The organism is Streptomyces sp. NBC_01669 (genome assembly GCF_026339735.1).
In the GTDB taxonomy this organism is placed as follows: domain Bacteria; phylum Actinomycetota; class Actinomycetes; order Streptomycetales; family Streptomycetaceae; genus Streptomyces; species Streptomyces yanii.
In genome coordinates this window covers 270,278-295,133 of sequence record NZ_JAPEQG010000003.1, presented here as the reverse complement: position 1 = coordinate 295,133, position 24,856 = coordinate 270,278, and the positions used below count along the sequence as shown (strand labels likewise).

Below are 24,856 nucleotides of genomic sequence, written 5' to 3'. Positions count from 1 at the left end.
AACCTCCAGATTCTGCTGGGCGTACGAAAGCGCGAGGCTAGACATCTGCCAAGCCGGTCGACTTTGTTCTCCCAAAGCTGTCGCGATGTGATGAACAGCGTAAATGCTCCCGGGAACTCGCCTGCTGGCAAGGTCGTTCAACAGGCATGCCGCACATTCAGGACGCCCCTGTCGTACGCCCCATCACCGACGTCGACATCCCCGCCGCCGTCGAGACCCTGACCCGGGCCTTCGCCGACTACCCCTACACCCGGCACGTGGTCGCCGCAGACGACCACGAGGACCGGATCCGGCGCTTCCAAGAGCTCTGCTTGACCCGCGTCGGGATGGTGTACGGGCGCGTGTGGGTTGCGGACGAGGGCCGCGCTGTCGCTGTCTGGGCCGCTCCTGACCAGGACCCTTCGCCCGCTTTCGCTGAGGTCGGCCCGTTGCTCGGCGACCTTGCCGGTGACCGGGCGGCTGCATATGAGTCTGCGGAGCAGGCTGTCGCACCGTACCGGCCGCAAGAGCCGGCGTGGTTCCTCAACACGGTGGGAGTCGCCCCTGAAGCCCAGGGGCAGGGCCTTGGCAGTGCGGTGCTCGTCCCCGGTATCCAGGCGGCTGCACACGCCGGGTACCCGGCGTTCCTGGAGACTTCCAGCGAGCGGAACGTGAAATTCTACGAGCGTCTCGGCTTCGAGGTCACAGCCGAGATCTTGCTCCCCGACAACGGCCCTCGCACGTGGTGCATGCGCAAGGACCCCCGCTAGTGGTGGTTTGTTAAGCCGGGGAGTAGAGGTCAAGCGGGTGGCCTGCGCCGACGGCGTTGATCAGGGCTTGGAGTTCCGGTGGTGGGGGTGCATTCGTCCAGGCTCGCCAGCATCGTTGGAGGCTGGTCCAGGGGTCGAGCCAGGCCCTGACGGCGCGTATTGCCTTGGGCCATCTGGCCGTGTGGGGCTGGTGGGGTCTGGTTGGTCCCCCTCTCGGGCCGGCCCGGTTCTTCGGGCGGCTCCGGTGGTGCTGTGCCGGGCGAAACCTCGGGTGGCGGACTGAACCAGGCGTCCCAGCAGAACGAGAACGCGCAGGTGACCAGCGTCTGGTGGCGGCGGATGGCGGTGTCGGAGCGGACCTGGAAGTCGGCCCACCCGAGTTCGTCCTTGACCTGCTTGGGCGCGGGTGGCCGTCGCCGGGCCGGGGCGGTCAAGACTGTGACGGTGCCTGTCGCGAAGGCCCCTGTCGGGTGAGCCTTTTCCGACCTGACGGTGCCGGCTGCGTGTTGGACGGATCTGCGGAACGACGAAGCTCCTGGTAGACGGGTTCACGACCAAGATCGCCCGCAACCACCAGGAGCTTCGCGTGCTTGTCTACCCGTCGTCGATCGACCTGTCCAGTCGCACCCTGCGGTGCCTGACCGGACGGCTCGCTGTGCCGCGAGGGGAGATCGGGACCCGATGGCGGCGTCTGACCGCCGGTCGTCAGGCTCTCCTCGCCCTGGCCCATCTGCGGTGCGGTGACACCTACGCCCAGCTCGCCGCGGGGTTCGGTATCGGCATCGCGACCGTATACCGCTACATACGCGAGGCCGTCGAGGTACTGGCCGGCCTCGCGCCCACCCTGGCCGAGGTGATGCACATCGCGCGGACCAAGGCGTTCGTGATCCTGGACGGCACCCTGCTGCCGATCGACCGGATCGCCGCCGACCGGCCCTTCTGTTGAGTCGGCACGGAGCGCGGTGCCGGTGTCGCCACCGGTCCGTTTCTCCGTGCCGCTCGCCGAACCCGGCGTGCGGTTGGGTAGGCCGCCAGCGAGGTACCTGTGACCAGGCCCTTTTCTAACGGCCCCCCACCGAACCGGACGTGCGACGTTAATCGCATCCGGCTCTCCAGTCCCTTTTCTTTCTCATGAGTTCTGCCGCGAGGGACGTCCGCTGTAGTGGATTCCTTCGTGGCAGACACGGCAGACGACCAGGGTTTTCCGACGACGCGCGGCCATCATCTGAGCCCAGGCAGGCTTGGCGGCCCGCCCCCGGACGTTCAGGTCCTTGAGGTGTCGAATGTGGTGCACTTCGATACCGTCATGAGGCCCGCACATCTCGCAAGTGTCAGCAAGCAGGCGCTTCACAATCTCGTTGCGTCCACTGTTCCACACCTGCGCCGGTTGATCGTCGAGACTTCCAATCCTGATCTTTCGCTTCAGTGAGATTCCGCCCCATTGCGCGACCAGCGGACGCTTTCCCTTACCGCGTTCGACGGTGACCTGAAGCCCCCGGCGGAGGCCTTGGTCGGTCTTCAGTACGGTCCGGTAGCGCCGGTAGCGCCGGTAGACCTTGGAGACATGAACTCGATACTTCCGCGCCAGTGCCTTGGTCAAGGAGCGTTCCATTACATACTTCAGCCGTCCGAGACGGTGGAGGTTGAAAGCCAGCTGGTAGTAACCGGCGATCCCACGGGACTCGGCCTGGTACTGAGCGACGATAGAAAAGTCGCTGTCGACCGTGCGTTCGGTCCGCCGGATCGGTCGGCCGTGGTGCATATAGGGGCGGCACTTGGCGCGGATGACGTCAGCAGGCACTTTCAGCCCGATCTGCGCGTTGATGCTGCGCTGACCGCGATGGTCGTGCTTGGTGTCGTTATCCAAGACCACGGTCTCGTAGCCGAGGAACCGGGCGGACTGTGTCCGCCCATGCGTAATCAAGGTCTTTTCCTCGGACAGTTCCAGCCTGAGCTCGTCACGCAGGAACCGGCCGATTTTGTCCTTGATCTCCTCGGCCTCCCGCTTGGGGCCAGTGAAGCCCAGCAGCCAATCGTCCGCATAGCGGCAGTAGTTCAGCCGCCTGTAGCCTGGATCATGGGGGTCACGGGAGGGCATGGTCTTCATCTGCTTGCGCAGTGCACGACCTGCTTCCAGGTTCCCTTGCTGTTCCAGGCTTTGTCAGGTTGAGCGAGTGCTCGAGGGTGTGAGCCGGTTCGACGCGTTTCGGCTTCGGTGGTGACAGCGGCTCAGGCTACGGCGGGCAGGCTGGCGACGCCGGTGATCTGGTCCCAGATCGCGAAGCGGATGATCATCTCGGCGCGGTAGTTCGGGGCGGTGAGGAGGTGACGGCGGGGTCGGAAGTGGGGTGAGATGCCGCTGAACGCGGCCAGGAACCGTTGTGCGGCACCCACCGATCGGAAGCCTTTCATCGCGCGCTCGCGTTGCCTCGTCGGCTGGTGGGAGTTCTCGGCCCGGTTGTTCAGGCCCTTGTGCGAGCGGTGTTCGACCGACGGCATCTCGTGGCGGTGGGCGGCGCCGTAGGAGCGGAGCTTGTCGGTGACGATCACCCGGGGCACCGACCGGGTCTTCTTCATCAGCTTCCGGAAGAAACGCCTGGCCGCGGCCTCGTCCCGCCGGTTCTGCAGCAGGATGTCGAGCACGTTCCCGTGCTGGTCCACGGCCCGCCACAGGTACCGCTGCACGCCGCTGATTTTGACGAACACCTCGTCCAAGTGCCACTTGTCACCAGGCCCCGGACGGCGCCGACGTAGAGCAGCGGCATAAGCCGGGCCGAACCGGCGCGTCCACTGGTGGACTGTCTCGTGGCTGACCTCGATGCCGCGCTCGAGCATCAGCTCCTCGATGTCGCGCAGGCTCAGGTTGAAGCGGTGGTACAGCCACACGCAGTGGGAGATGACCTCCGGAGGGAAGCGGAAACCCCGGTACGACGGCGTCACCACGGACAGCCCCTCCAGCGATTCGACCAGACGGATGATCATGCCGCCTGAGAAGGCCACCACTCAACCTGACAACGCCCTGTGAATGTGTCGTGCCGTCAGCCCCGCTGGTGCGGACCGGCCGGCGTGTATTGCTCGGCCTGCTGCCAGCTCGCGGGGATGCCGAGCGCGGTGGGGGCGTCCGCGATCCCCGCGCCCAGGCGGGGGTCGGCGCCGGGCAGGGGCCGGCAGGCGGTGCGCACCAGCAGGTACAGCGGGTCGGCGCGGGCCGCGGTCCGCGGCACCGCCTGGGTGCGCAGATGGTCGTGGTGGGCGAGCAGCAGCGCCGCCAGCCCGGTGACGTGGGCGGCGGCGATCGCCGTGCCGTCCACCGCGGCATAGCCGTCACCCAGGCTGGTGGTGATGACCGCCGCGCCGGGCGCGACCAGGTCCACTCCCGGACCGGTGGGGGTGAACGTGGCCGGGTAGGGGCCGGGCCACGGCGGCTGCACCCAGGTGAGCGGGCTGCTCACGGGATAGGTGCCGGTGTGCGCGATCGCCCCCACCGCCAGCACCCCCGGCAGGGTAGCCAGCTGAGTGAGGGGGCCGGCGGTGTCTCCCGCCGGGGCGATGACCGTGGTGCCGGCGGCGTGCGCATCGGCGAGTTTCCAGGCGGCCAGCTGGGACTGTACGGGATAGGCGAGGCTGATCTGGGCGATGTCGATGTCGTGGGTGATGCAGTAGTCGACCGCCTCGAGCAGGTCGCTGAGGTGCCCGCCGGGGAACAGCTTCAGGGCATGCACCTCGGCCTCCGCCGCGATCCCGGCGATGCCGGCGTTGTTGTCCGCCGCGGCGATGATGCCGGCGCACCACGTGCCGTGCCCGGTCACATCGAGGCCCCAGGTGCCGTTGCCGGCGCCGGTGAAGTCGTGCCCGTGCTGGACGGTGTCCTTCAAATCGGGGTGGGCGGTGTTCACCCCCGAATCGAGCAGCGCGATCTTGATGCCGTGGCCGCGGTAGGTCGGCGGGATCTGGTTGAGCCGCATTGCCTGTGTACCCCAGCCGGTGAGCGCCTTGCCGGGGAAGCCCTCGAAGGTGTCCGACAGGGCCTGCACCGTGACTACCGCCTCGCCGTTGTCGGCGGGTTGGGGGGTGCCGGTGCGGGTCGGCCAGTAGTCGGCCACCGGGCGGACGTAGAGCGCCTGGAGCGTTTCGGGGGTGTCTGTGGCCAGGGTCATGGTGACGCGTCCGTCCGGGCCGGTGACTCCGTGGACCGGGCCGCCGGTGCCGATGGCCCACACGTGCGCGCCGGCCACCGCGTCCCCGTCACTGCCCACCACCCGCAGGGTGAGATGTTCGGGCTCCTCCAGGGTGACCGCCAGCATCGGGTCCAGTACCGGCACCGGGCCGGCACCCACCGGCGGGGTGGGGGTGTAGGACAGCGGCTGGTCGATCTCCACGACCACCTGCGGGTTCCCGGCCAGGGCGCGGGCCCGCTCCTGGGGCATCTTCACGACCGCGACCGGGGGGCAGGCCGGATGCGGCTCCGCGATCGCCCCCAACCCGCGGGAACGGGACGGCCGCACCTGCGCCACGGGTTCCACATCGGGGTCCTCCTCCAGCAGCTTGAACAGCGCCGAGGCCTCAATCGGCGGCACCCCACCGGCAAGCAGCCCCAACGGCCGGGGCGCCACCAGATAGCGGCCCCACCCCGCCCGCACACCCCGACCCTGGTACCCCAGCGCCTGCGCCTCCCCGCTCATCCGTCCGGCCGCCTCACCTGCCCCGCCCGCAGCCGCCGCCGGCTGCCCGGCCTCACCCGCCGCGCCCTGCGCACGCGAGCTCTTCCCGCCCTTGCCGTTGCCCGGCTTCACACCGTTGCCGCCCTGCTCACGCATTCAGCCAACCGCCATCTCAACGTAAAGCATCGTCGTACGCCCCGGATCTTCAGTGGCCGGCCGGGAAGCGGGCGTCCATGAGCTCCCCGGCCAGCGGCCCGCCGCGCCTTTGCCTCGCCCCGCCGCGGCATCCGGCCAGGCAGGCCCGCCTCCCCCACACGGGAGGGAGAACGAGCGCTACCCGACCGGGGTGCTCACATGCCCAGAGGCGACAGCTGCCCGTACTGCGGCTGCTGCCCGAACATCCCCTGGCCCGGGAACTGCCCCTGGCCAGGGAACTGGCCGAACTGGCCCTGCGGCTGCATGCCCGGGAACTGGCCGAACTGCTGCTGGCCCTGCTGGCCCTGCTGGCCCTGCTGGCCCTGCTGGCCCTGCTGCACCAGCGTCAGGATCGCGATAGGCAGCGCCTGCTGCACGGACTGCTCCACAGCGCTGCGCACGCCCTGCTGCAGAGTGTGGTGCAGCGCGACAGCCAGGTACGGGTGCGCGTGGTGCTGGGGAATGCCCTGCTGCTGCAGCTGCTGCTGGACCTGCTGCAGCTGCTGCAGCGTCTGCTGCAGGCGCTGCGCCACCTGCTGGCTCGCCTGCTGGCAAGCCTGCTGGATCGACTGCTGGACCACCTGCGCGATCTGCTGCTGCGGCTGGCCGATCTGGCCCCAGGGCTGCTGCTGGCCGAACAGCTGCTGCTGGTTGTACGGCTGCTGGGTCTGCGGCTGGCTGATCTGCTGGGGGGTGTAGACGGACATGCGGAACTCCTCCTTGAGCCTGGCGGATGCACACGATGAACGGCGCGCCGAGAAGCCCGGCCGCCGCCACCGAGCAGCAAACCACCAACCGACCAAGAACACATTCCGGGACATACCGCCAAGCGGGGAGCCACGTCCCGGTCGCGTTGACGATCGCCGCAGTCACGGCATCCGCTCTGCTCACAGACGTGGCGACCAGACAGGAGGAGTGAGCGGCCGACCGGGACGTCAGGCGCCAGCAGCGGCTGGTCCGCTCCGCGAAGTTCCCCCGCCCCGAGCGGCTGGAGGACTTCGATTACGAGCGCAACCCCAACGTGCTGCCCGAAACGGTGGGGGACCTCAAGAGCCCGTCCTGGGTCCGCGACGGACGGCCACTGGTGCTGATCGGTGACTCGGGAACCGGCAAGTCGCACCTGCTGATCGGGGTGGGCACCGCGATCGCCGAGGCCGGCCTGACCGTCCGCTACACGACCACCTCCGCTCTGGCTCAACGAACTCGCCGAAGCTGACGCCGCCCGTCGGTTGTCCTCGGTGATCGCCCGCTACAGCAAGGTCGATCTTCTCTGCCTGGACGAGTTCGGCTACCTCAATCTGGACAAGAAGGGCGCTCGGCTGCTGTTCCAGATCTTCACCGAACGTGAGGAGTGCAAGGCCACCGCGGTGGCCACGAACTCACCTTTCGCCGAGTGGGACAAGATCTTCGCCGACCCCAGGCTCTGCGCGGCCATCGCCGACCGCATCACCTTCCGCTGCACGCTGATCCAGACCGGTACCGAGTCCTACCGCTTCCAGTCCACCGAAGCCGACCGCCAGTCCACCGCACGGTGATGAGGCTCTCTGAATCCGGCTCTGACCGGAATTGCGTGAAAGCTCAGCCCGGTGACCAACTCCGTTGGTCGCCCAGGGCCAGCGGTTCTAATCTGACGAGGTGATGAAACCGGAGGGGAGCCTGGTGCCGCGCCCGAGCGCGCGCGTGGTGTTGCTGGACGACGCCAGTCGGCTACTGCTGTTCTCCGCCCTGAACAAGGGGGACGGTTCCGTCCGGTGGTTCACCCCTGGAGGCGGGCTCAAGCCAGGCGAAAGCCACGAGCAGGCAGCCCTGCGGGAGTTGCAGGAGGAAACCGGGCTGACGAACCTCTCACTGGGTCCGGAGATTTGGCGAGGGCGTCCGTGGACAGCGGTCCGGGGCAGCGTCGCTTATGAGGTTCGCCAGCGCTACTACATGGCCCGGGTGCCTGCGTTCCAGGTCGATACCTCGGCTTTCGAGGAGATCGAGAGGGCCGCGATCACCGGGCACCGCTGGTGGACTGTAGCGGAACTGGCCGCGACCTCGGATGTGTTGCGGCCGGCTGAGCTGCCGAAACTGTTGGCGTCCTTGCTGACCGACGGCCCACCGGACCGACCGATCCCCGTAGACGGCTGAGCGCACGTCCTTAAGCACACCGCCGACCAATAGCCGGCCGAACGCGGGGCCGGGCCCTGCCGAACCGCGCCTGTCAGGGACACGGACCAGCAGGACCCGGGACAACCAAACTATCGGCTCACGCTGCATCGCGACCCCGGACACTCCCGGCCATCCCGACACCGCCACATGTCACCCGATAGGGGTGGCTCCCGAGTTCGTTGCCGATCATGGACCTGCGCTAAGGTCCATCCCCTCCACGGACGGACCAACGTGGCTCCCAATCCCGTTGCCCCAGTGGCTCCCGTTCACCGGTTCAGGCACGGATTCCGTGAAGTGGATCAGGTCGCCTGAGGGTCCGTCACGGTCTGTGGTCGGCCCGATTCTTCCCCGGACGCCGAGACCGGGCGACTCGCGGTGAGAGAGAATGCTCGGCATGACGACTTGAAGAGCACCGGCCGGGCGACAGCATTGGCGAAAGGTCGGGGGCTGGGACACGATTCCCGACGGCGATCGACTGGTCTGCGCCGCCTGCCGAACGTCCGCCTGCTCGTACCAGTATCGCTTCCATCCGCCCGAGTCCTCCATGTTCGAGCGCTGCATCGGACTCGCCTGGTGTGCAGGTTGCAGGATCTACTCCGGCAACATGGTGTACGTCCCGCGGAAGCGAGTCCTGGTCGACCTCCTCGCCTCTCTTCCTCCTGAGCAGCGAGAGCGGCTTCTACGTTCGGAAACGCGAGTGATCGAGTTCCTGGACCGCCAGGCCCGAGGCGGCAGAGGTTAGGGTCGGCGGCTGGCCGCGATCAGGAGGAGCCGCTTGCGCAGCAGCGGTGGTTTCGCTCTGCCGAACATGCTGCGCTTGAGGGCTTTCAGGTCGTTGACGCGGCCCTCGACGGGCCCGGAGGACCAGTCGGTGCTCATGCCGTAGACGACGGCGTCGAGGTCGGGGATCAGTCCGGCGGCGAAGCCGGCCAGGCCGCACTGCTCGTCCGCGCAGACGTCGGCGATCCAGTGCCGCAGCCGGTCTCCTTCGCGGTTGGTCATGATGGTCGCGAAGGTGCGGACGTGGCCTGCGGCGGCCGTGAGCTCGGGTGAGCGGGCCAGCAGGTTCTTGAGCTGCTGCTGGTCGTCTTGGCGTAGGTGGTCCGGGTGGCGCATGATCCGGCCGGTGGCCTCGCGGGGTGAGGGCGGCCGCGCGATCGGTGGTGGGCTCCCGGCAGCCCGACGGTCGGAACGTAGCGGCCGGACGTAGTCGCGCAGGGTGCTGTAACTGCAGCGTGCCCCGCGTTCTTGCAGCTCGCGATGGAGCCGGGACACGTTCGTGCAGCCCTCGGCGATGCGCTGATCGAGGTAGGGCTTGAAGGCGTCGAGCTTGCTGGTCCGGTTCTGCCACTGGCCGTGCAGCATCGCCTCTGGACTGGCCGCGCGGGCGTACTTGCGGACGGTGTTGCGCCCGAGACCGAGGCGTCTGGCGATCTCGCGCAGACTCAGGCCCTGCTCTACCTGGGCCCGGACGGCGGCGTGGGTGTCGCGGAGCCGGTCGAGGAACTTCCCCTGCGGGTAGGGCTCGGACGGTTCCTCGGTGCTGGAGCGTCAACTCGGCAAGGCGAAGGTGCGGTTCAACCCGAGCGATCGAGTGTTTCTGGCGGCGCTGCTGCATCGGCTCCCGCTGGACGTACTGCGCCGACTACGGCTGCTCGTTCAGCCGGACACCGTGCTGCGCTGGCACCGCGACCTGGTCGCACACCGCCACGCTGCCACGTCACACCCGAAACGACCGGGACGGCCGCGTACCGTGCAGTCCATCCGCGTTCTTATCCTGCGCCTGGCACGGGAGAACCCCAGCTGGGGCTACCGCCGCATCCACGGCGAACTGATGGTCCTCGGCGTGAAAGTGGCCTGTCCCGCTCGAAAATACGAATTCGCGGCTGTGGCCCGCACGTTTGCTGATCCACGGCTGACCCCGGCGCTGACCCGCCCGATCCGCTGGGAACTCATAGCCCAGCAGTACGACCAGATGATCAAGTACGCCACCGCGATCCGAACCCGCACCGCGTCCACCGAGGCGATCTTGCGGCGCTTCACCCGCAACGCCTCCCACCCCACCTACGCGGCGATGCTGGAGGTCGGACGCGCGCAGAAGACCATTTTCGTAGCCCGCTACCTGCGGCTGCGCGACCTTCAGCGGGAGATCGAGGAGGGCCTGAACGTCATGGAATCCTCCAACGGCGCCAACAGCGTGATTGCCTACGGCAAGGGCGGGGAGATCGCGTCGAACCGGCGCGACGAACAGGAAATGTTCGTCCTGTGCCTGCGCATCCTCCAGTCCGCCCTGGTCTACGTGAACACCCTCATGCTCCAGGACATCCTCGGCGAACCGGAGTGGGCCGACCTCCTTACGCCCGCCGACCGGCGCGGTCTGACCCCGCTGTTCTGGTCGCACGTGCGCCCCTACGGCGAGGTCAATCTCGACATGGAACGCCGCCTGGACCTCACCGTCGGCGCCACCGTGCCCGGGCCGCGCGCCCCCGCGGAGGGGCAGCAGGCCCGGTCGGGTAGGCCGTAGAGTCGGCGGCGGATCTGCTGGGGTAGATCAAATGCCTTGAACACGCGCGGATCTGCGAACACGACGTTGTGCGCGACCTGGCCGCCGGTGACCGTGAGGCACCGGTGGCATCTCCAGAACCGCCTCGTGATCCTGACCCTAACGGCCGGACGGGCGCCGGTAAGACGTATCGGGCGCGCTCCTCCGGCTCCTCAAAGCGATTCTGGGGCGAGGAGCCGCCGCAGTGCCGTTGGTGTGTGGCCGAGGTATTGGCGCATGGTCCGGCAGAGGTGGGCCTGGTCGGAGAAGCCCAGGTCGGCGGCGAGGGTGGCGAGGCTGTCCTCGCCCGCGTCCAGACGGTCGAGGGCCCGGCCGACACGAACCCGGTTGCGATAGCGGGTCAGGGAGACTCCCAGCTCGCGGGTGAAGGAGCGGCTCAGACGGTACGGCGAGACGCCGAGGAGCTCCGCGAGCGGCAGCAGCCCCTCGGAGGCGGGGTGGGCCTCGCCGATCGCGTGCCGGGCCGCGGCGACGAGCGTCGCCTCGTCCCTGCCGGGACGGACGCCGGACGGTATGGCACCGTCGACGGCCTGGCCGACGCCGGCGGAGAGCAGTCCGAGGAGCTCCTCGGTCACCGCATGGTCCACGTCGCCGGTGTGGGCGGACGCGAGGACGCGGCGGTGGGCCAGGTCGAGGCGGGCGTCCACGTACACGCTCTGCCGAGCCGGGCGAGCGTCCTCACCCGCCACAACCCTCCACAGAGCGGGCGTCAGGCTGATCGAGGTGCACTCGTCGCCCCCGGCGGCCGGGTGCGCGAATCGCTCCTCCTCGCCCGGCACGCCGAGATAGGCCACGGTCGGGTCGACCTCGGCCGGGGCGCCGGCCGCCTGCCTGCGGAACCGGCCGCGCCGCACGAGCACCACCCGGTAGTCCTCGCGCACCGCCACCTCCGACCAGCGGGTGTGGTCGTCCCGGCAGCTGACCGTGGTGATGCGGAAGTCGGGCCGGGTGGAGAGGACGGTGGAGGTGAGCACTCTTGAACGGTACGTCGGGGGTCTGACAGTCGCCCCGCGCAAGGATCTTCAAGACCGGGATGGGGCGTGGCAAGCAAGCTCAGCGGCGTCGTACTTAACCCCGTACCGCGCTCAAGGAGTCGCCGTCATGTCCGCTCTCGCGAAGATCAGCACCGTCGTCATCGATTGTGGTGACCCGGTCAGGCTCGCCGAGTTCTACAGCAAGGTCACCGGTTGGGAGATCACCCACAGCGGCGAGGACTTTGCCTCCCTGGGCAGCGGGGAGCACCCCGGCCTGGCTTTCGTACGCATCGAGGGCTACCGGGCCCCCGGCTGGCCCGACGACGCCAAGCACGCCCACCTCGACCTCACGGTCTCCGACCTGGAGGAGGCGGCCAGCCGGATCCTCGCCCTCGGAGCGTCGAGGCCCGAGTTCCAGCCCGGCAAGGACCAGTGGGTCGTCCTCACTGACCCAGAGGGACACCCGTTCTGCCTCACCACCGGTGCCTGACAAGTCACCCGACAGGAGAAGATCACATGGCTCACATCCACAAGGACTTCCTGATCAACAACAGCCCGGAGAACGTCTGGGAGGCCCTGCGCGAAGTCGGAGCCGTGCACCAGCGCCTGGTGCCGGGCTTCGTCACGGACACCCGCATGGAGACGGACACCAGGATCGTGACCTTCGCGAACGGTGTCGTCGTGCACGAGCTGATCGTCGACATCGACGATGCGGCCCGCCGGGTGGCCTACGCGGTGGTCGGCGGCTCGATGGCACCGAAGCACCATCACGCCTCGATGCAGGTCCTCGCCGACACCGAGGGGCGCAGCCGGTTCGTCTGGACGATCGACGTGACGCCCGACGAACTCGCCGGGCCCATCAGCGAGATGGCCGAGCAGGGCGCGCGCATCATGCAGGAGACGCTGAAGGCCACCCCGGTCCCGACGGACAGGTAGGGCCCTCGCACCGGGGGCCGGACAGGTAGGGCCCTCGCACCGGGGGCCGGACCGAGGGGGTTCTCGGTCCGGCCCCCGGCGTTCCGATCACAGGTCGAGCTGGTACTGGACCGTCTCGTGCGTGGGTACGTAGCCCAGGCTCTCGTTGACCTCAGCCGGCGTCGACGCGTGGCGGGCGCGGGCGTCGAAGGTACCCGGCGTGCGTCTCATCCCCGAGGCGTACGAGACGGAGCCGGACGTGGGTTCGGCCCCGCTGCGCGACCAGGACTGACTGCCGTCGGCTTCGGACAGGCCGCCTAACTAGGCGTGGCCGCCCACGGTGACCGGGGCGAAGGTGAGTTGCGGCTTGGCCTGAAGGATCTCGCCGATCCGGGCCACCCGGTGCTCAAGCTCGTCGCGTTGCGCGGCGGTGAGGCGCACCAGGGACTCCACGGTGACGTCGAGCTTGTGGCCGGAGCGCCGCTGGTGCCAGAGTCCGCCGACCACGCCGTCAACGATCAGCAGCTGGAAGTTGCCCGGCAGCACCCGCTCACCGACGCGGCCCGGGTAGAGGAGTTCCGGTGGCTGGTTGCCAACCCGGTAGGCATAGCCGTCAAAGTAGGGGAGCAGGTGCAGGCCGCGGGGCGGAGTGTCGGGCATGGTGGTGTCGTCGGCCAGCACCCAGGCTGGGGTCCCTTCGACCTCCACCGGCTGAAGCTCGTCCGCCAGCGACGCGAAGAGCTCGCTGGCCCAGCGGACCGGGGCGTTCAGCCAGTGCGCGAACCGCTGGGGAGTGGACGGGCCGTAGGCGTGCAGGTAGCTGGTCACCACATGGGTCAGGGCAGCCCGGGGATCGGCCGGTGGGAGGCTGGGCAGCCAGCGGGCCGGGTTGGTGTAGGTGACCTTGCGGCCCCGGTTGGGACCGAAGCACAGCGTTCCTCGCAGCCCGGCCACGTGCAGCACCTGACGCCAGCGTGGCCACAGACCCTGGAAGCCGGGGATGACCAGGTCGCCGGCCCAGGGTCCGGTCCTGCGGATCACCTCCTCGCTGAGCTCGTCGATGGTGAGCTCCGCGTCGCGCAGGGCGTCCCCGATGGCGGCGACCACCTCGGCGGCCTGTTCCTCGGTGACCCGGACGTGCGCGGGGAGGGAGGACTTCGGCTCTGGGACGGCACGGAAGGCCGCGACCCACAGCGGTAGGTCGCGGGTCGGGAACAGGTGCACGGTCCCCCGTTGGCCGAACGTCTTGACCAGGCTCTGCTCCGACCAGAGCGCTTCGCGCACGTCGACCCGGGTGGCGCCGGATATGCGGAGCCCGATGGCGAGTTCGGCGGCCGACAGGACCTGGGCGTGGGTACCGGCCATGGCACCGACGATGTCGGCGGGCCGGGCAGTTGCCGAAGGGGCGCTCAGCGCGTGGCGTTCCAATCGGCGGGCGCACACCTGGGACCAGGTGAAACGTGGAACCTTGGGCAGACGTTCGGACATGCGGGCAGGACTCCTGGGGGCGAGCGGTTCACGGGGGGCCGGCGGCACAGCCCCGGTTCCTCGGGCACTGGGCGGTGACGGTTCAGCGGACCAGCCGGAAGAACGCCCGGATGTCATCGACGAGCAGGTCGGGGGCCTCCATCGCGGGGAAGTGGCCGCCGCGGTCGAACTCCGACCAGTGCACCACGTTGTGCTCGCGTTCGGCGATGCGACGCACTCCCGGGTCACCGGGGAAGACGGCGACGCCGTGCGGCACCGCGGACGCGGTGACGGCCGAGCCCCAGGACTTCGCGCTCTCCTTGTACAGCCGGGCCGAGGAGGCGGCGGTGCCGGTCAGCCAGTAGATGCTCACGTCGGTGAGCAACTGGTCCCGGTCGACGGCGTCCTCGGGGAGCTCGTGGGAGGGGTCCGTCCACTCCTTGAACTTCTCCGCGATCCACGCCAGCTGTGCGGCCGGCGAGTCGGTCAGGCCGAACGCGACGGTCTGCGGCCGGGTAGCCTGGATGATCGCATAGCCGCTGCGGTCCTGGTCCTGGTACTGCCCGAGCCGCTCCAGTTCGACCGCCGACAATCCGTCGAACTCTGCCGGGTCGCCGGTCGGGAAGCCCAGTCCGCCGTTGACGTGCACCCCGGCGACGTGCCCGGGGGCGACACGGCCGAGTTCGGGCGAGATCACGGCGCCGCTGTCGCCGCCCTGGGCGCCATAGCGCTCGTAGCCCAGACGCCGCATCAGCTCCGCCCAGACTCGCGCGACCCGGTGCAGGTCCCAGCCTGGCTGAGTGGTCGGCCCGGAGAACCCGAACCCCGGGATGGAGGGAGCGACGACATGGAACGCGTCGGCGGGGTCGCCGCCGTGGGCCCGCGGGTCGGTGAGCGGGCCGATGATCTTCATGAACTCGGCGACCGAGCCCGGCCAGCCGTGCGTGATGATCAACGGGAGTGCGTCGGGCTCGGAGGACCGCACGTGCAGGAAGTGGATGTTCTGCCCGTCGATCTCGGTGGTGAACTGGTCGAACCGGTTGAGCGCGGCCTCCTGCGCGCGCCAGCCGAAGCCGGAGCGCCAGTACTCGGCGAGTTCCCTCGCGTACGTGACCGGGACGCCGTAGGACCAGCCGACGCCGGACAGTTCGTCGGGCCAGCGCGTGCGCGCCAACCGCTCGCACAGGTCATCCAGATCGGCCTGCGGGATGTCGATGCGGAAGGGGCGGATGGCGGGGCCGGTGCTCGTCATGCTGTTCATGGGAAGAACGCTACGGGTGAGCCAGGACAGATACGGTCCTAGGTGTGAGGGAGACTTTCCGTTATGCGGGAAACCTCAGCGCGCCTTCTGAAACTGCTGTCCCTCCTCCAGAGCCACCGCGACTGGTCCGGCACGGAACTCGCCGAACGGCTCGGCGTGACCCCACGCACGGTGCGCCGGGACGTGGACCGGCTCCGCGCACTGGGCTACCCCGTGCACGCCAGTGCCGGGGTAGCCGGTTACCGGCTCGGCGCCGGGACGCAACTGCCGCCGCTGCTGCTCGACGACGAAGAGGCGGTGGCGGTCGCCGTGGGCCTGCGCACGGCCGCGGGCGGAACCGTGGCCGGGATCGCCGAGACCTCCGTACGCGCGCTCGTCAAGCTCGAAGGCGTCCTGCCGTCCCGCCTCCGGCACCGCGTCCAAGCGCTCCAGTCGGTGACGGTGCCGCTGGCGCAGGGCGGACCGATGGTCGCGCCGGACACCCTGACGGCGATCGCGGCGGCCTGCCGGGACCACGAGACCCTGCGCTTCCACTACCGCTCCCATGACTCCACCAAAACCCGCCGCGAAGCCGAGCCGCACCGCCTGGTGTTCTCCGGGCGCCGCTGGTACCTCCTCGCCTACGACACCGCGCGCGCCGACTGGCGCACCTTCCGCGTCGACCGCCTGACCCTGCGTACCCCCAACGGCCCCCGCTTCACGCCTCGCCAGGCTCCCGCCCTCGACCTCGCCGACTACACCTCCCGCGCCTTGTCCACCGCCCCCTACCGCCACCAGGCCCGCTTCACCGTCCACGCCCCGGCAGCCCAGGTACAAGAGCGCATGCCCGCCACAGCGGCGACCATCGAGCCACGCGACGCGCAGTCCTGCACGGTGACGGCCGGCGCGCACTCCCTGGACGAACTGGCCCTGTGGATGGGCCTGCTGGCAGCCCCGTTCACCGTGCACGAGCCACCCGAACTGGTGGAACACGTACGGGAACTCGCGGCCCGACTCGCAGCGGCGACACGCGACTGACCCCGCCCGCACTGCCCCGCCCTGACCGCATCGTCCCCGCGGGCCCTGGGCCGCGGACTAGTAGGGCCTGGTCAGGTTCGTATTGGGATGGGTATGTCGCGGTGGCAGGTCGGGCAGGCGCCGGTCCAGACCGCGAGTAGGGTCTGTAGCTCGCGGATGACCTGGTAGAGGCTCAGGCCGACGCCGCGTCTTTTGGGGCTTGGGCCAGTCGTTGCAGGGTGCAGAAGGCATGCGCGACAGAGACAAGGGTGACGTGGTGGTGCCAGCCGCCCCAGGTTCGGCCCTCGAAGTGGGCCAGGCCCAGGGCCTGCTTCATCTCCCGGTAGTCGTGCTCGATGCGCCAGCGGAGCTTGGCGAGCCGGACCAGCGTGGTCACAGGCATGCCGGAGGGCAGGTCGGACAGCCAGAACTGCACTGGCTCGGGCTCGCCGGCAGGCCATTCGGCCAGCAGCCAGCACGCGGGCAGCTCCGGGCCGTCGGTGGCCTGCCGGACCTCGCGTCCGGCAGGCCGGACCCGCAAGGCCACGAAGCGGGAGTACATCCGCTTGCGGCCGGTGCGGCCGGTGCCGGGCCGGGAGCCTTCCCGCCACTGCACCCCTCGTGCGGCCTTCCGCCCCGCCGCGATGACCAGCTCCTTGACCGACCGCGGCTTGTCGGGATACTTGGCCACCGGTGGGCGTCCGGTCCCGGAGTACGGCTCGGTCACCGGCACCGCGTCGCCGGGCTGGGCCGACAGCGTGCTGGAGATTCCCACCACGTAGTTCAGGCCGCGGGCCTGCACCCCGTGCCGGAACGCGGCGGCGTCGCCGTATCCGGCGTCCGCGATGGCCAGCGGCACCTCGATGCCCCACGAGCGGGTCTCATCGAGCATGTCCAGGGCCAGCTGCCACTTCTCCACATGCCCGACGTCGTCCGGGATCTGGCAGGCGGCACGTCGGGCGACCTTGCCCGCATCGGCCTTCGCAGAGGCGGGATCCCATGTCTGGGGCAGGAACAGTCGCCAGTTGATGGCCGCGGAAGCGTGGTCGGAGGCGAGGTGGAGCGAGACGCCGACCTGGCAATTGGTGACCTTGCCAGCGGTGCCGGTGTACTGCCGCGACACACACGCCGAGGCGGTCCCGTCCTTCAGGAACCCGGTGTCGTCGAAGACCAGAGCCTCCGGCCCGATCACCTCCTCCATCCGCCAGGCCAGTTTCGCCCGGATGTGAGCCGGATCCCACGGGCTGGTGGTGATGAAATGGGCCAGTGCCTGCCGGTTCCCGTCTTCACCGAGCCGCGCGGCCATCGGCTCGACCGACTTACGCTGCCCGTCGGTAAGCAGCCCTCGCAGGTAGACCTGCCCCCAGCGGCGCTGGTCATTGCGCGCGAACGGCTCGAACACTTCCGCCGCGAACGCCTCCAACTCACCACGCACCACAGCAATCTCGTCCGGAGTCACACACTCCCAACGCCACACCGGGCCAAGAGGACACGCACCACCACAGCCGACCTGACCAGGCCCTACTAGAAGACTCATGAAGATCTTGGGTTCTGGCCCTGCCGCGCACACGGCAGGGCCAGACTCGTCTTGTGGCGATGGGCGAGTGGATCGGCGAGAGCGTCGGGCCGGACGTGTGGGAGACGTGTCGGGGTCTGATTCCGGCTGGGAGCGTGTTCGCGTTCTTGGCCGAGCATCGGGGTCGGCTGTTTCCGGCTGAGATGTTCGCGGACATGTATCCGTCGGCGAACGGGCGGCCCAGTATGCCGCCACAGATCCTGGCCGCCGTAATCACGCTGCAGGCCCTGCACGGGCTGTCGGACTTTGAGACGGTCCAGGAACTGCGGTGCGACCTGCGGTGGAAGGCCGCGTGCGGTCTGGGCCTGCACGACATGGCGTTCGATCCGTCGCTGCTGGCCTACTTCCGCCGCCGACTGGCCCGTTCCGCCCGGCCGAACCGGGTGTTCGAGGCCGTGCGTGAGGTGGTGAAGGCAACCGGGGTCCTGAAGGGCAAGCACCGCCGGGCGCTGGACTCCACCGTGCTGGACGACGCGGTCGCCACCCAGGACACGGTCACCCAGCTCATCGCCGCCGTCCGGGCGGTGATCCGCGAGGTTCCCGGTGCCGAAACGGTCGCGGCCGCCCAGTGCACCGCCCACGACTACACCGACCCGGGCAAACCGAAGATTGCCTGGAACGATGAACAGGCCCGCGCCGATCTGGTCGACGCGCTGGTCACGGACGCGCTGCGGCTACTGGGCCACCTGCCCGACCAACAACTCGGCGAGAAAGCCGCGAACGCGGTGGGCATCCTGGCCCTGGTCGCCGGCCAGGATGTCGAGCCCGCCGATGAATCCGACGGCCGCGACGGCCGCTGGCGCATTACGCGGGGCACCGCCCCAGGCCGGATGGTCTCCACCGTCGATCCGGAAGCCCGGCACGTCCACAAGACCCGCAGCCACCAGCAGGACGGCTTCAAGGCCCACTTGGCCATCGAGCCCGAGACCGGCTTATACACCGCCGTTGCCCTGCGGCCCGGCGCCGGGCCCGAGCACCACGAGGCGGCCGTCGGCCTGGACCTGCTCGCCGACGAGGACACCCCGGTGGACGCCTTCGGCGACACCGCCTACTCCACCGGCGACGCCCGCCAGGCCCTCCACGAGGCCGGGCACCAACTCTTCCTCAAACCCGCCCCGCTGCGGCCGGCCGTCCCCGGCGGCTTCACCCTCGACGACTTCACCATCGACACCACCGCCGCTACCGTGACCTGCCCCGCCGGACACACCGTCAGCCTGTCCGAGCCCGGTGGCCGACACCACCAGCGCAAGGCCACCTTCAAGGATCTGTGCACCGGATGCCCCTTACGCCAGCGGTGCACCAAAGCCAAGGCCGGACGCATCTTGACCATCCGCCCGCACCACGACCTCCAAGCAGCCGCCCGCCACCAGGCTGCCACCGACCCCGCCTGGCAGGCCGACTACCGCCGCTGGAGACCCCCGGTCGAACGCACCGTCGCCTGGCTCGTCCACCACGGCAACCGCAAACTCCGCTACCGCGGCACCCTCAAGAACGACGCCTGGCTCCACACCCGAGCCGCCGCCCTCAACCTCCGCCGACTGATCAACCTCGGACTCACCCACACCAGCGGCACCTGGCACCTCGCCCCGGCCAGCGCATGACCAAAGGGGCCGCCCGGCCTGACGGCCGGACAGCCCTCACCAAGATCTTCATGAGTCTTCTAGGGCGTGTTCCAGGTTCAGATCACTGTTGGGTCAAATCGCTCCGCCGGAGTGGCTCGGGGCGGTAGACATCCGGGGTGACGCGAGGCGATCTGACGGCTTTGTCAGGTTGAGCGAGTGCTCGAGGGTGTGAGCCGGTTCGACGCGTTTCGGCTTCGGTGGTGACAGCGGCTCAGGCTACGGCGGGCAGGCTGGCGACGCCGGTGATCTGGTCCCAGATCGCGAAGCGGATGATCATCTCGGCGCGGTAGTTCGGGGCGGTGAGGAGGTGACGGCGGGGTCGGAAGTGGGGTGAGATGCCGCTGAACGCGGCCAGGAACCGTTGTGCGGCACCCACCGATCGGAAGCCTTTCATCGCGCGCTCGCGTTGCCTCGTCGGCTGGTGGGAGTTCTCGGCCCGGTTGTTCAGGCCCTTGTGCGAGCGGTGTTCGACCGACGGCATCTCGTGGCGGTGGGCGGCGCCGTAGGAGCGGAGCTTGTCGGTGACGATCACCCGGGGCACCGACCGGGTCTTCTTCATCAGCTTCCGGAAGAAACGCCTGGCCGCGGCCTCGTCCCGCCGGTTCTGCAGCAGGATGTCGAGCACGTTCCCGTGCTGGTCCACGGCCCGCCACAGGTACCGCTGCACGCCGCTGATTTTGACGAACACCTCGTCCAAGTGCCACTTGTCACCAGGCCCCGGACGGCGCCGACGTAGAGCAGCGGCATAAGCCGGGCCGAACCGGCGCGTCCACTGGTGGACTGTCTCGTGGCTGACCTCGATGCCGCGCTCGAGCATCAGCTCCTCGATGTCGCGCAGGCTCAGGTTGAAGCGGTGGTACAGCCACACGCAGTGGGAGATGACCTCCGGAGGGAAGCGGAAACCCCGGTACGACGGCGTCACCACGGACAGCCCCTCCAGCGATTCGACCAGACGGATGATCATGCCGCCTGAGAAGGCCACCACTCAACCTGACAACGCCCTTCCTTCTGTTGAGGGGTTGGTCAGGCAGCGATGGCGTGCGGGCGTAGCCAGGCGTCGGTGTGGTCGGCGGGGCCGAGTACCGGGGTGAAGATCGGTTCGAAGGGGCCCCGGTCGCGGAGTTCTTCGAGCGTGGTGACACCGGCCCGTAGCCCGGTGGTGGTGAGTGCCGGGTCGCTGGCGGCGAGGCTTCGCAGGTCGGCGACACGCCGGGTCAGTCGGGTTTCGGAGGCGCCGGTGAGGATCAGGAGCAGGCGTGGGAAGGCCGGGTAGCGGTAGCGCCAGGCCGGTGTTGTTCCGGCGCGCCGGGTCGTCTTGGCGCCGCGGCCGGAGGTCTGCTGCGGGGTGAAGTCGTAGTAGGCGGCGTAGGCGTGGAGTTTCTGGGCGAGGCGGGCGATGGTCATCTGGGTGCGGTCGACCTCGATGAAGAAGGTGAGCAGGGCGCGCTGTTTGGCTTTGGGGTCGGTGTGGACGTAGTTGAGGACTGCGTCCGGGATGAGGCTGAGTTCCTCGCCCGGGCGGGAGTCGTCGCGGTAGTAGTGCGCAGTTTCGGGGGTCCAGTCGAGCGGGCCGCATTCGTGGTCGAGGCGGCGGGCCCAGTTGACGAACGCCAGGCCTGTCTCCACGGTGGCGAGGGTGTGTTCCTGAAGTGGGCCGAGGGCCGCTTCGGGGCTCATGCGGTAGGGGCGCTGGGGAAGCATGCCGACCGATTCGACAGCGTTGGCTCCCTTCTCGGTGAGCCACCACAGCAGTTCGGTCTGGCCGGAGACGCGGCGGCCAACGGTCTCGGCCAGGCCCGTCTCTCGCATGGTGTGGAGTTGGCGCCGAAGGTACTCAGCGCGGGTGTGGTGTGGGGTGATGAGCTGGTGCAGCTGCGTTGTCGAGATCAGGCGGTGCTGGTAGATGACCTGGGCTGCTTGCTGGGCGATCGGGCCCAGGCCCGTGGGGCCGGCGTGCGGGTATGGCATCGGGGTGCTCCGTTTCAGTCGATGACGGTGATGGGGTCGCCTCCAGCGCTCGGGCCGACGCGGCGGCCGGTGTGGTGGGCGAGGACGACGGCATCCAGGTCCTCGAGGTCGGCGAGGATCTCGGCGACAGGCCGGCGCTGGAGGTTGGTGTCGATCGCCTGGTCCAGCTCGGGGACGCCGGCGGGGTTGTCGTAGTGGGCGAAGATCTCTTCGACCGGCAGGCCGCGGACTCGGAAGGGTCTGGTTGGCTTGCCGTTGAGGCTGATCGACATGACGTAGTGGTATTTCGGGAGCTCGGTGATGGTCTCCGGCGTGACGTGTCCGTTCCAGCGCCGGGCGACGAAGGCGGCTTCGTCGAAGTCGGCCGCGCAGGTGCTGAGCAGGGATTGGTTCTGAAGCAGGGACTGCCGGGTGATCGCGGACAGGCGCAGGGCCATCTGTGTCATGCCGATGAACCTGACCTCGTACTTCCTCAATTGTTCGGCGATGGCGGCCAAGAAGCCTTTGCTGGGGGCGTCCAGGGCGGTCAGCTCGTCCCCCCAGGCCCAGAAGGTGGTGCGGTCCTCGCGCGGGGTGTCCTGCCGGGACAGGCCGGCACGGTGCAGATCGTGAATCAGCAAGCAGGACACCAGCGCGTCGCTCTCACTGCCGGAGGGGCAGACGAAGACCACACGGCTGGTGTCCATCGCCTTGCGGACGTCGTACGCCGAGCGCGGGTTGCCGAAGAACGCCTGCAGGCTCTGGCTCGTATCGAGCCGGTCCAGGACGTACGTGACGGTCGGCACCGCGTCCGAAGCGAGTTTCGGAAATGTCATTTCCCAGTAGGCACGCACCCGCTGGGGCAGCTGGGGGAGCAGGGCCTCGCGCCAGTCCTCATCAGTCAGCCAGGTCCGCAGCTGGAACAGGGTGCACTGTGCTTCCGGCTCGCCGGCCTGGACGGCCTGGAGGTTGAGCAGGGCCAGGGCCTGGGCTGAGCGGGCGAGGATCGTACGGGCACGCGGGGCCCTGTCGCCCCACTCCTGGGCGGCGGCAATTCCTTCGGTCACCGAGCGGACGACGTCCTGGACGTCGCTGAGGGTGCGGCCCTCCATGGACAGCGGATTCCAGGAGACGACTAACTGGTCCGGTGCCGCTTTGGCCAGGTTGATCTCCCACACGCGGGACGCGATCTCGGGGTGGGCCAGGTACGGCTTCGCGCGGGCCCACCCCTCGCCGTGAGGGTCCAGGAACCACGTGCCGTACCCGGAGTGGGCCATCGCGATGCACTGCACCAGCGCGGCCTCGGTCTTGCCGTGGCCCGACTTGCCCAGCTGCAGGCCGAAGAGGAGATCGTTGACGCGGGCGGCGCCAATGCGCTCGCGTCCGTCGGAGTAGATGACAGCGCCGAGCGGCACCAGGTCCCGCTGCCCGGTGTAGACAGGCAGGTCGGACGGTGCCGGTGGGACCAGGCCGCCGGAGCGCACGACGCTGGGGGCACGGCACTTGATGGTGGGCGGCTTGAGGAAGCCGGCCAGCTCGGGCACGGTCAGCCACTGCCGCTTGCGGGGCGCGAACTCGCCGGTGGTGAACCGTTTCTCGAAGGACGCGATGCCCCATCGAGTACGCGGCCGGCGGGGCTTGAGGTAGTTCTCGCCGGACGTGGCGGAGAAGGCGGCGATCAGCTGATTCATGCGGGCGAGAGCGGCCTGCGGGTGGCCGGCCTCGGTCCGCAGCAGCAGCTGCACAGCGAACACGGCACCGGCACCCGGATCGAACTTGCCGACGCCGTCACGCAGGTCGGTCATGCGAGGCAGCCGCTCGCCACGGCCACCGGCGGTCTTGCCACCGGACCAGCCAGCGAGGACCGATTCCCACGCCCCTCCCCCACCGAGGCCACCAGTCAGCCGCTCGCCGTACGCCGAGGGGCCGCGGCGCTTGGACTGTGCAAGCAGCCGACGCCGGCGCCGGGCGAGCCGGCGTTCCCGGACGGGGACCAGGTCCAGGACGACGTCGGCCCGCTCGTTGGCCTCGGTGCGCACCGACGCCATGGCAGCCGCCAGCTGCTGGAGCGGATCAGGGCTCAGGCCGAGGGAAGCGAGCGGCTTCTGGTCGGGTAGTGCCAGCGTCAGCTCGACGCGCTGCACATAGCGGTAGGAAGGACGGCGGCGGTCGTCACCGGTGGCGACCTTGGTGAAGTCGATGGTGGAGGTCACTTCGCCCCCTGGGTCTGCTGGGGGAATCGGACCGGCTGGATGTCCTTGCGGGCCCGGTGGGCTCGGACTTCGACCTCGGCGAAGCCGGGCATAGCCAGCACGGCATCCGCGGTGGCCGGTCCCTCGAGAAAGCACCGCATTTTGCCGTCCTCGGCGCTGTAGCGCAGCCGAGCAGCCGAGCCGCGGGCCGGTACCCCGTCGGCGGCGTGGTGAACCCGGCCGAGCTGGCGCGCCCAGCGGCCGACCTCGCCTTCGCTCGGGTCGAACGTGCTGGTGGGAACGACTTCCACAGTAACGCGGACGGCGAGGGCGTCCCGCACGAGACGGGCGCGCCGCACGGCCACGCCGATCCAGATGGCCAGGGCGACCGGAGTGAGCGCGGCCAGGTACGGGGTGGCGGCGGTGGCCCAGTCGACGGCATCGAAGAAGACGTCGGCTCTTGGCAGGTCGATCCTCATACCGGCCGCCGGGCGGTCTCACGGAGCGCTGCGTACATGGTGGCCTCCTGGTCGGTGCGGGAAGAACTCCCCTTCACCTGGACCAAGTCAGGCCGGAAGACCGATTCAGACACCAACCACAGGACTTTGCTTCTCCTTTACCTCTGACTGTCTGGCTCTCGAGGCTGCTTGTCCGTTCTCACCCAAGCCAGCCGCCGTCTCATCCAATCCAGTCGGCTGACTTGGGGGGCAGGCATGATGGCACCTCGGAGAGGTGCTGAAGGGGGAGCTGTGGGGTCTCGTCGACGAATGGTGCGGGCTGGCGTAGTTGTCTTACTGCTAGCTGCAGTCGTTGTAGTTGTCGCCGTACCGGGGATTGGCAAATGGATCGTGGCAGCGGTCCTCGCGGGGCTCGCCTCAGCTCTAGGCGGGCTCGTGGCGCGCAGTGCCGACAAGGTCATCACACGTGGCCGTGACGCCGTGCTGGCCCCCACACCCTCGGCCCCACTCATCGTGATGGCCTACCAGACCCCCGGCCTCAGTGGGCACATTGGCCCTGTGCCCGAGGACCTCGAGGCCCGGCGAAACTCCACCGGCTGGGTAGATCTGGGGAGCAGCGTCGTGCACCTGACTGTCGAAGCCACCGTTGAGCGTGCAGTGATCCTCAGCAAGCTGGACATACGCGTGGAATCACGATGTGCCCCTCCCCGCATTGACGAAGTCGAGCCACCTCCGATGGCTGAACCTATGTCACCGGAGCAATTGCGCACTTTCCATGTGGACCTCAGCGTGGACCTCAGCGACCAGACGCCCGTGCCGAGGCCAGCCCACGGCGTACCGGACTTCCCGTACACGGTCTCGCACCTTGACCCCGAGCATTTCTTCCTCAGAGTGACCTCCGGCACGCCAGGAGATGTCACGTGGCGTGTCGGAGTGCACTGGCTCTGCAATGGACAGTCAGGGGTCGTGATTGCTGACCGGGAAGGACAGCCCTTCCGGCTCGTAAAGACTCAAAACGCACATTGATGTCCGGTCGCGCCGAGGACGCCTATCTCAACCAACTTGGTCCGCCCTGGTCAGCGGTCCGCGATCGACTGACTTCGGTGAGAACGGTCACTGCTTGTCCTTT

The 24,856-nt window shown here is 68.9% G+C and carries 22 protein-coding genes and 3 pseudogenes; 11 read left to right on the top strand and 14 right to left on the bottom strand.

The window, feature by feature from the left end:
- The first annotated feature begins 146 nt into the window (after nucleotides 1-146).
- Together OG972_RS48335 and OG972_RS48330 are read left to right on the top strand one after the other, a co-directional pair.
- Entirely contained in the window at nucleotides 147-749 is a 603-nt protein-coding gene (locus OG972_RS48335) for a GNAT family N-acetyltransferase (protein ID WP_266694094.1), read from the top strand.
- Between the two features lie 586 nt (nucleotides 750-1,335).
- Nucleotides 1,336-1,689 (top strand): annotated as a pseudogene (locus tag OG972_RS48330) (transposase family protein); the annotation flags it as partial.
- 189 nt (nucleotides 1,690-1,878) lie between these two features.
- Here the strand turns inward: OG972_RS48330 and OG972_RS48325 are convergent.
- The 4 genes from OG972_RS48325 to OG972_RS48310 form a co-directional block, all read right to left on the bottom strand.
- Nucleotides 1,879-2,856, bottom strand: a complete 978-nt coding sequence (locus OG972_RS48325; RefSeq protein WP_266993476.1) for a group II intron reverse transcriptase/maturase — start codon at nucleotides 2,854-2,856, stop codon at nucleotides 1,879-1,881.
- A gap of 122 nt (nucleotides 2,857-2,978) precedes the next feature.
- Nucleotides 2,979-3,731, bottom strand: a complete 753-nt coding sequence (locus tag OG972_RS48320) for an IS6 family transposase (protein ID WP_266993452.1) — start codon at nucleotides 3,729-3,731, stop codon at nucleotides 2,979-2,981.
- A 56-nt stretch (nucleotides 3,732-3,787) separates the two neighbouring features.
- Nucleotides 3,788-5,566 carry a S8 family serine peptidase gene (locus tag OG972_RS48315; RefSeq protein WP_266993474.1) on the bottom strand — a complete coding sequence of 593 codons (1,779 nt, stop codon included), beginning with the start codon at nucleotides 5,564-5,566 and terminating at the stop codon, nucleotides 3,788-3,790.
- 194 nt (nucleotides 5,567-5,760) lie between these two features.
- Nucleotides 5,761-6,312: a hypothetical protein gene (locus tag OG972_RS48310; RefSeq protein WP_266993472.1), complete on the bottom strand. Its 552-nt coding sequence runs from the start codon at nucleotides 6,310-6,312 to the stop codon at nucleotides 5,761-5,763.
- A 227-nt stretch (nucleotides 6,313-6,539) separates the two neighbouring features.
- Between OG972_RS48310 and OG972_RS48305 the strand changes: the two are divergent.
- The 3 genes and pseudogenes from OG972_RS48305 to OG972_RS48295 form a co-directional block, all read left to right on the top strand.
- Nucleotides 6,540-6,821: pseudogene (locus OG972_RS48305) on the top strand (ATP-binding protein); the annotation flags it as partial.
- Nucleotides 6,822-6,843: 22 nt separating this feature from the next.
- A complete protein-coding gene (locus OG972_RS48300; RefSeq protein WP_266993470.1) occupies nucleotides 6,844-7,140 on the top strand; it encodes an ATP-binding protein in 297 nt (98 codons plus the stop codon).
- Nucleotides 7,141-7,243: 103 nt separating this feature from the next.
- The gene (locus tag OG972_RS48295; protein WP_266993704.1) at nucleotides 7,244-7,735 is read left to right on the top strand and encodes an NUDIX hydrolase; all 492 of its coding nucleotides are present in this window, start codon (nucleotides 7,244-7,246) and stop codon (nucleotides 7,733-7,735) included.
- Between the two features lie 759 nt (nucleotides 7,736-8,494).
- Here the strand turns inward: OG972_RS48295 and OG972_RS48290 are convergent.
- A complete protein-coding gene (locus OG972_RS48290; RefSeq protein WP_266993468.1) occupies nucleotides 8,495-9,121 on the bottom strand; it encodes a transposase in 627 nt (208 codons plus the stop codon).
- A gap of 229 nt (nucleotides 9,122-9,350) precedes the next feature.
- Between OG972_RS48290 and OG972_RS48285 the strand changes: the two are divergent.
- Both OG972_RS48285 and OG972_RS48280 read left to right on the top strand, forming a co-directional pair.
- Nucleotides 9,351-9,614, top strand: a pseudogene (locus tag OG972_RS48285) (helix-turn-helix domain-containing protein); the annotation flags it as partial.
- Entirely contained in the window at nucleotides 9,591-10,280 is a 690-nt protein-coding gene (locus OG972_RS48280; RefSeq protein WP_266993702.1) for a Tn3 family transposase, read from the top strand. The pseudogene OG972_RS48285 and the gene OG972_RS48280, both read left to right, overlap by 24 nt.
- A gap of 191 nt (nucleotides 10,281-10,471) precedes the next feature.
- On the opposite strand, the gene OG972_RS48275 is transcribed toward OG972_RS48280, so the two are convergent.
- Entirely contained in the window at nucleotides 10,472-11,293 is an 822-nt protein-coding gene (locus tag OG972_RS48275) for a helix-turn-helix domain-containing protein (RefSeq protein WP_266993466.1), read from the bottom strand.
- A gap of 127 nt (nucleotides 11,294-11,420) precedes the next feature.
- Here OG972_RS48275 and OG972_RS48270 point away from each other — a divergent pair, with 127 nt between their 5' ends.
- Together OG972_RS48270 and OG972_RS48265 are read left to right on the top strand one after the other, a co-directional pair.
- Nucleotides 11,421-11,783 carry a VOC family protein gene (locus OG972_RS48270; protein WP_266993464.1) on the top strand — a complete coding sequence of 121 codons (363 nt, stop codon included), beginning with the start codon at nucleotides 11,421-11,423 and terminating at the stop codon, nucleotides 11,781-11,783.
- A gap of 26 nt (nucleotides 11,784-11,809) precedes the next feature.
- Complete coding sequence (locus OG972_RS48265) at nucleotides 11,810-12,229, top strand: SRPBCC family protein (protein WP_266993462.1); 420 nt, start codon at nucleotides 11,810-11,812, stop codon at nucleotides 12,227-12,229.
- 87 nt (nucleotides 12,230-12,316) lie between these two features.
- Here OG972_RS48265 and OG972_RS48260 read toward each other — a convergent pair whose 3' ends face one another.
- The 3 genes from OG972_RS48260 to OG972_RS48250 all read right to left on the bottom strand — a co-directional run bounded on the left by OG972_RS48260 (nucleotide 12,317) and on the right by OG972_RS48250 (nucleotide 14,927).
- A complete protein-coding gene (locus tag OG972_RS48260) occupies nucleotides 12,317-12,439 on the bottom strand; it encodes a hypothetical protein (protein WP_266993460.1) in 123 nt (40 codons plus the stop codon).
- A gap of 90 nt (nucleotides 12,440-12,529) precedes the next feature.
- Nucleotides 12,530-13,696, bottom strand: coding sequence for a winged helix DNA-binding domain-containing protein (locus tag OG972_RS48255; RefSeq protein WP_266993458.1), 1,167 nt, complete (start codon nucleotides 13,694-13,696; stop codon nucleotides 12,530-12,532).
- Between the two features lie 82 nt (nucleotides 13,697-13,778).
- Nucleotides 13,779-14,927 (bottom strand): epoxide hydrolase family protein, encoded by a 1,149-nt coding sequence (locus tag OG972_RS48250; RefSeq protein ID WP_266993700.1) that lies wholly within the window; start codon nucleotides 14,925-14,927, stop codon nucleotides 13,779-13,781.
- A 72-nt stretch (nucleotides 14,928-14,999) separates the two neighbouring features.
- Here OG972_RS48250 and OG972_RS48245 point away from each other — a divergent pair, with 72 nt between their 5' ends.
- A complete protein-coding gene (locus OG972_RS48245; RefSeq protein WP_266993456.1) occupies nucleotides 15,000-15,953 on the top strand; it encodes a YafY family protein in 954 nt (317 codons plus the stop codon).
- A gap of 172 nt (nucleotides 15,954-16,125) precedes the next feature.
- Here OG972_RS48245 and OG972_RS48240 read toward each other — a convergent pair whose 3' ends face one another.
- A complete protein-coding gene (locus tag OG972_RS48240) occupies nucleotides 16,126-17,391 on the bottom strand; it encodes an IS701 family transposase (RefSeq protein ID WP_266979962.1) in 1,266 nt (421 codons plus the stop codon).
- A 137-nt stretch (nucleotides 17,392-17,528) separates the two neighbouring features.
- Here OG972_RS48240 and OG972_RS48235 point away from each other — a divergent pair, with 137 nt between their 5' ends.
- Complete coding sequence (locus OG972_RS48235) at nucleotides 17,529-19,109, top strand: IS1182 family transposase (protein WP_266993454.1); 1,581 nt, start codon at nucleotides 17,529-17,531, stop codon at nucleotides 19,107-19,109.
- A gap of 232 nt (nucleotides 19,110-19,341) precedes the next feature.
- On the opposite strand, the gene OG972_RS48230 is transcribed toward OG972_RS48235, so the two are convergent.
- Genes OG972_RS48230 through OG972_RS48215 form a run of 4 tightly spaced genes read right to left on the bottom strand, consistent with a single transcriptional unit; the run spans nucleotide 19,342 to nucleotide 23,748 of the window.
- Nucleotides 19,342-20,094, bottom strand: a complete 753-nt coding sequence (locus OG972_RS48230; protein ID WP_266993452.1) for an IS6 family transposase — start codon at nucleotides 20,092-20,094, stop codon at nucleotides 19,342-19,344.
- A 59-nt stretch (nucleotides 20,095-20,153) separates the two neighbouring features.
- Nucleotides 20,154-21,098: a replication-relaxation family protein gene (locus tag OG972_RS48225; RefSeq protein WP_266993450.1), complete on the bottom strand. Its 945-nt coding sequence runs from the start codon at nucleotides 21,096-21,098 to the stop codon at nucleotides 20,154-20,156.
- Nucleotides 21,099-21,112: 14 nt separating this feature from the next.
- Nucleotides 21,113-23,290, bottom strand: a complete 2,178-nt coding sequence (locus OG972_RS48220; protein ID WP_266993448.1) for an ATP/GTP-binding protein — start codon at nucleotides 23,288-23,290, stop codon at nucleotides 21,113-21,115.
- Nucleotides 23,287-23,748 carry a hypothetical protein gene (locus tag OG972_RS48215; protein ID WP_266993446.1) on the bottom strand — a complete coding sequence of 154 codons (462 nt, stop codon included), beginning with the start codon at nucleotides 23,746-23,748 and terminating at the stop codon, nucleotides 23,287-23,289. Before OG972_RS48215 ends, OG972_RS48220 begins: the two co-directional genes overlap by 4 nt.
- Nucleotides 23,749-24,856: the final 1,108 nt, after the last annotated feature.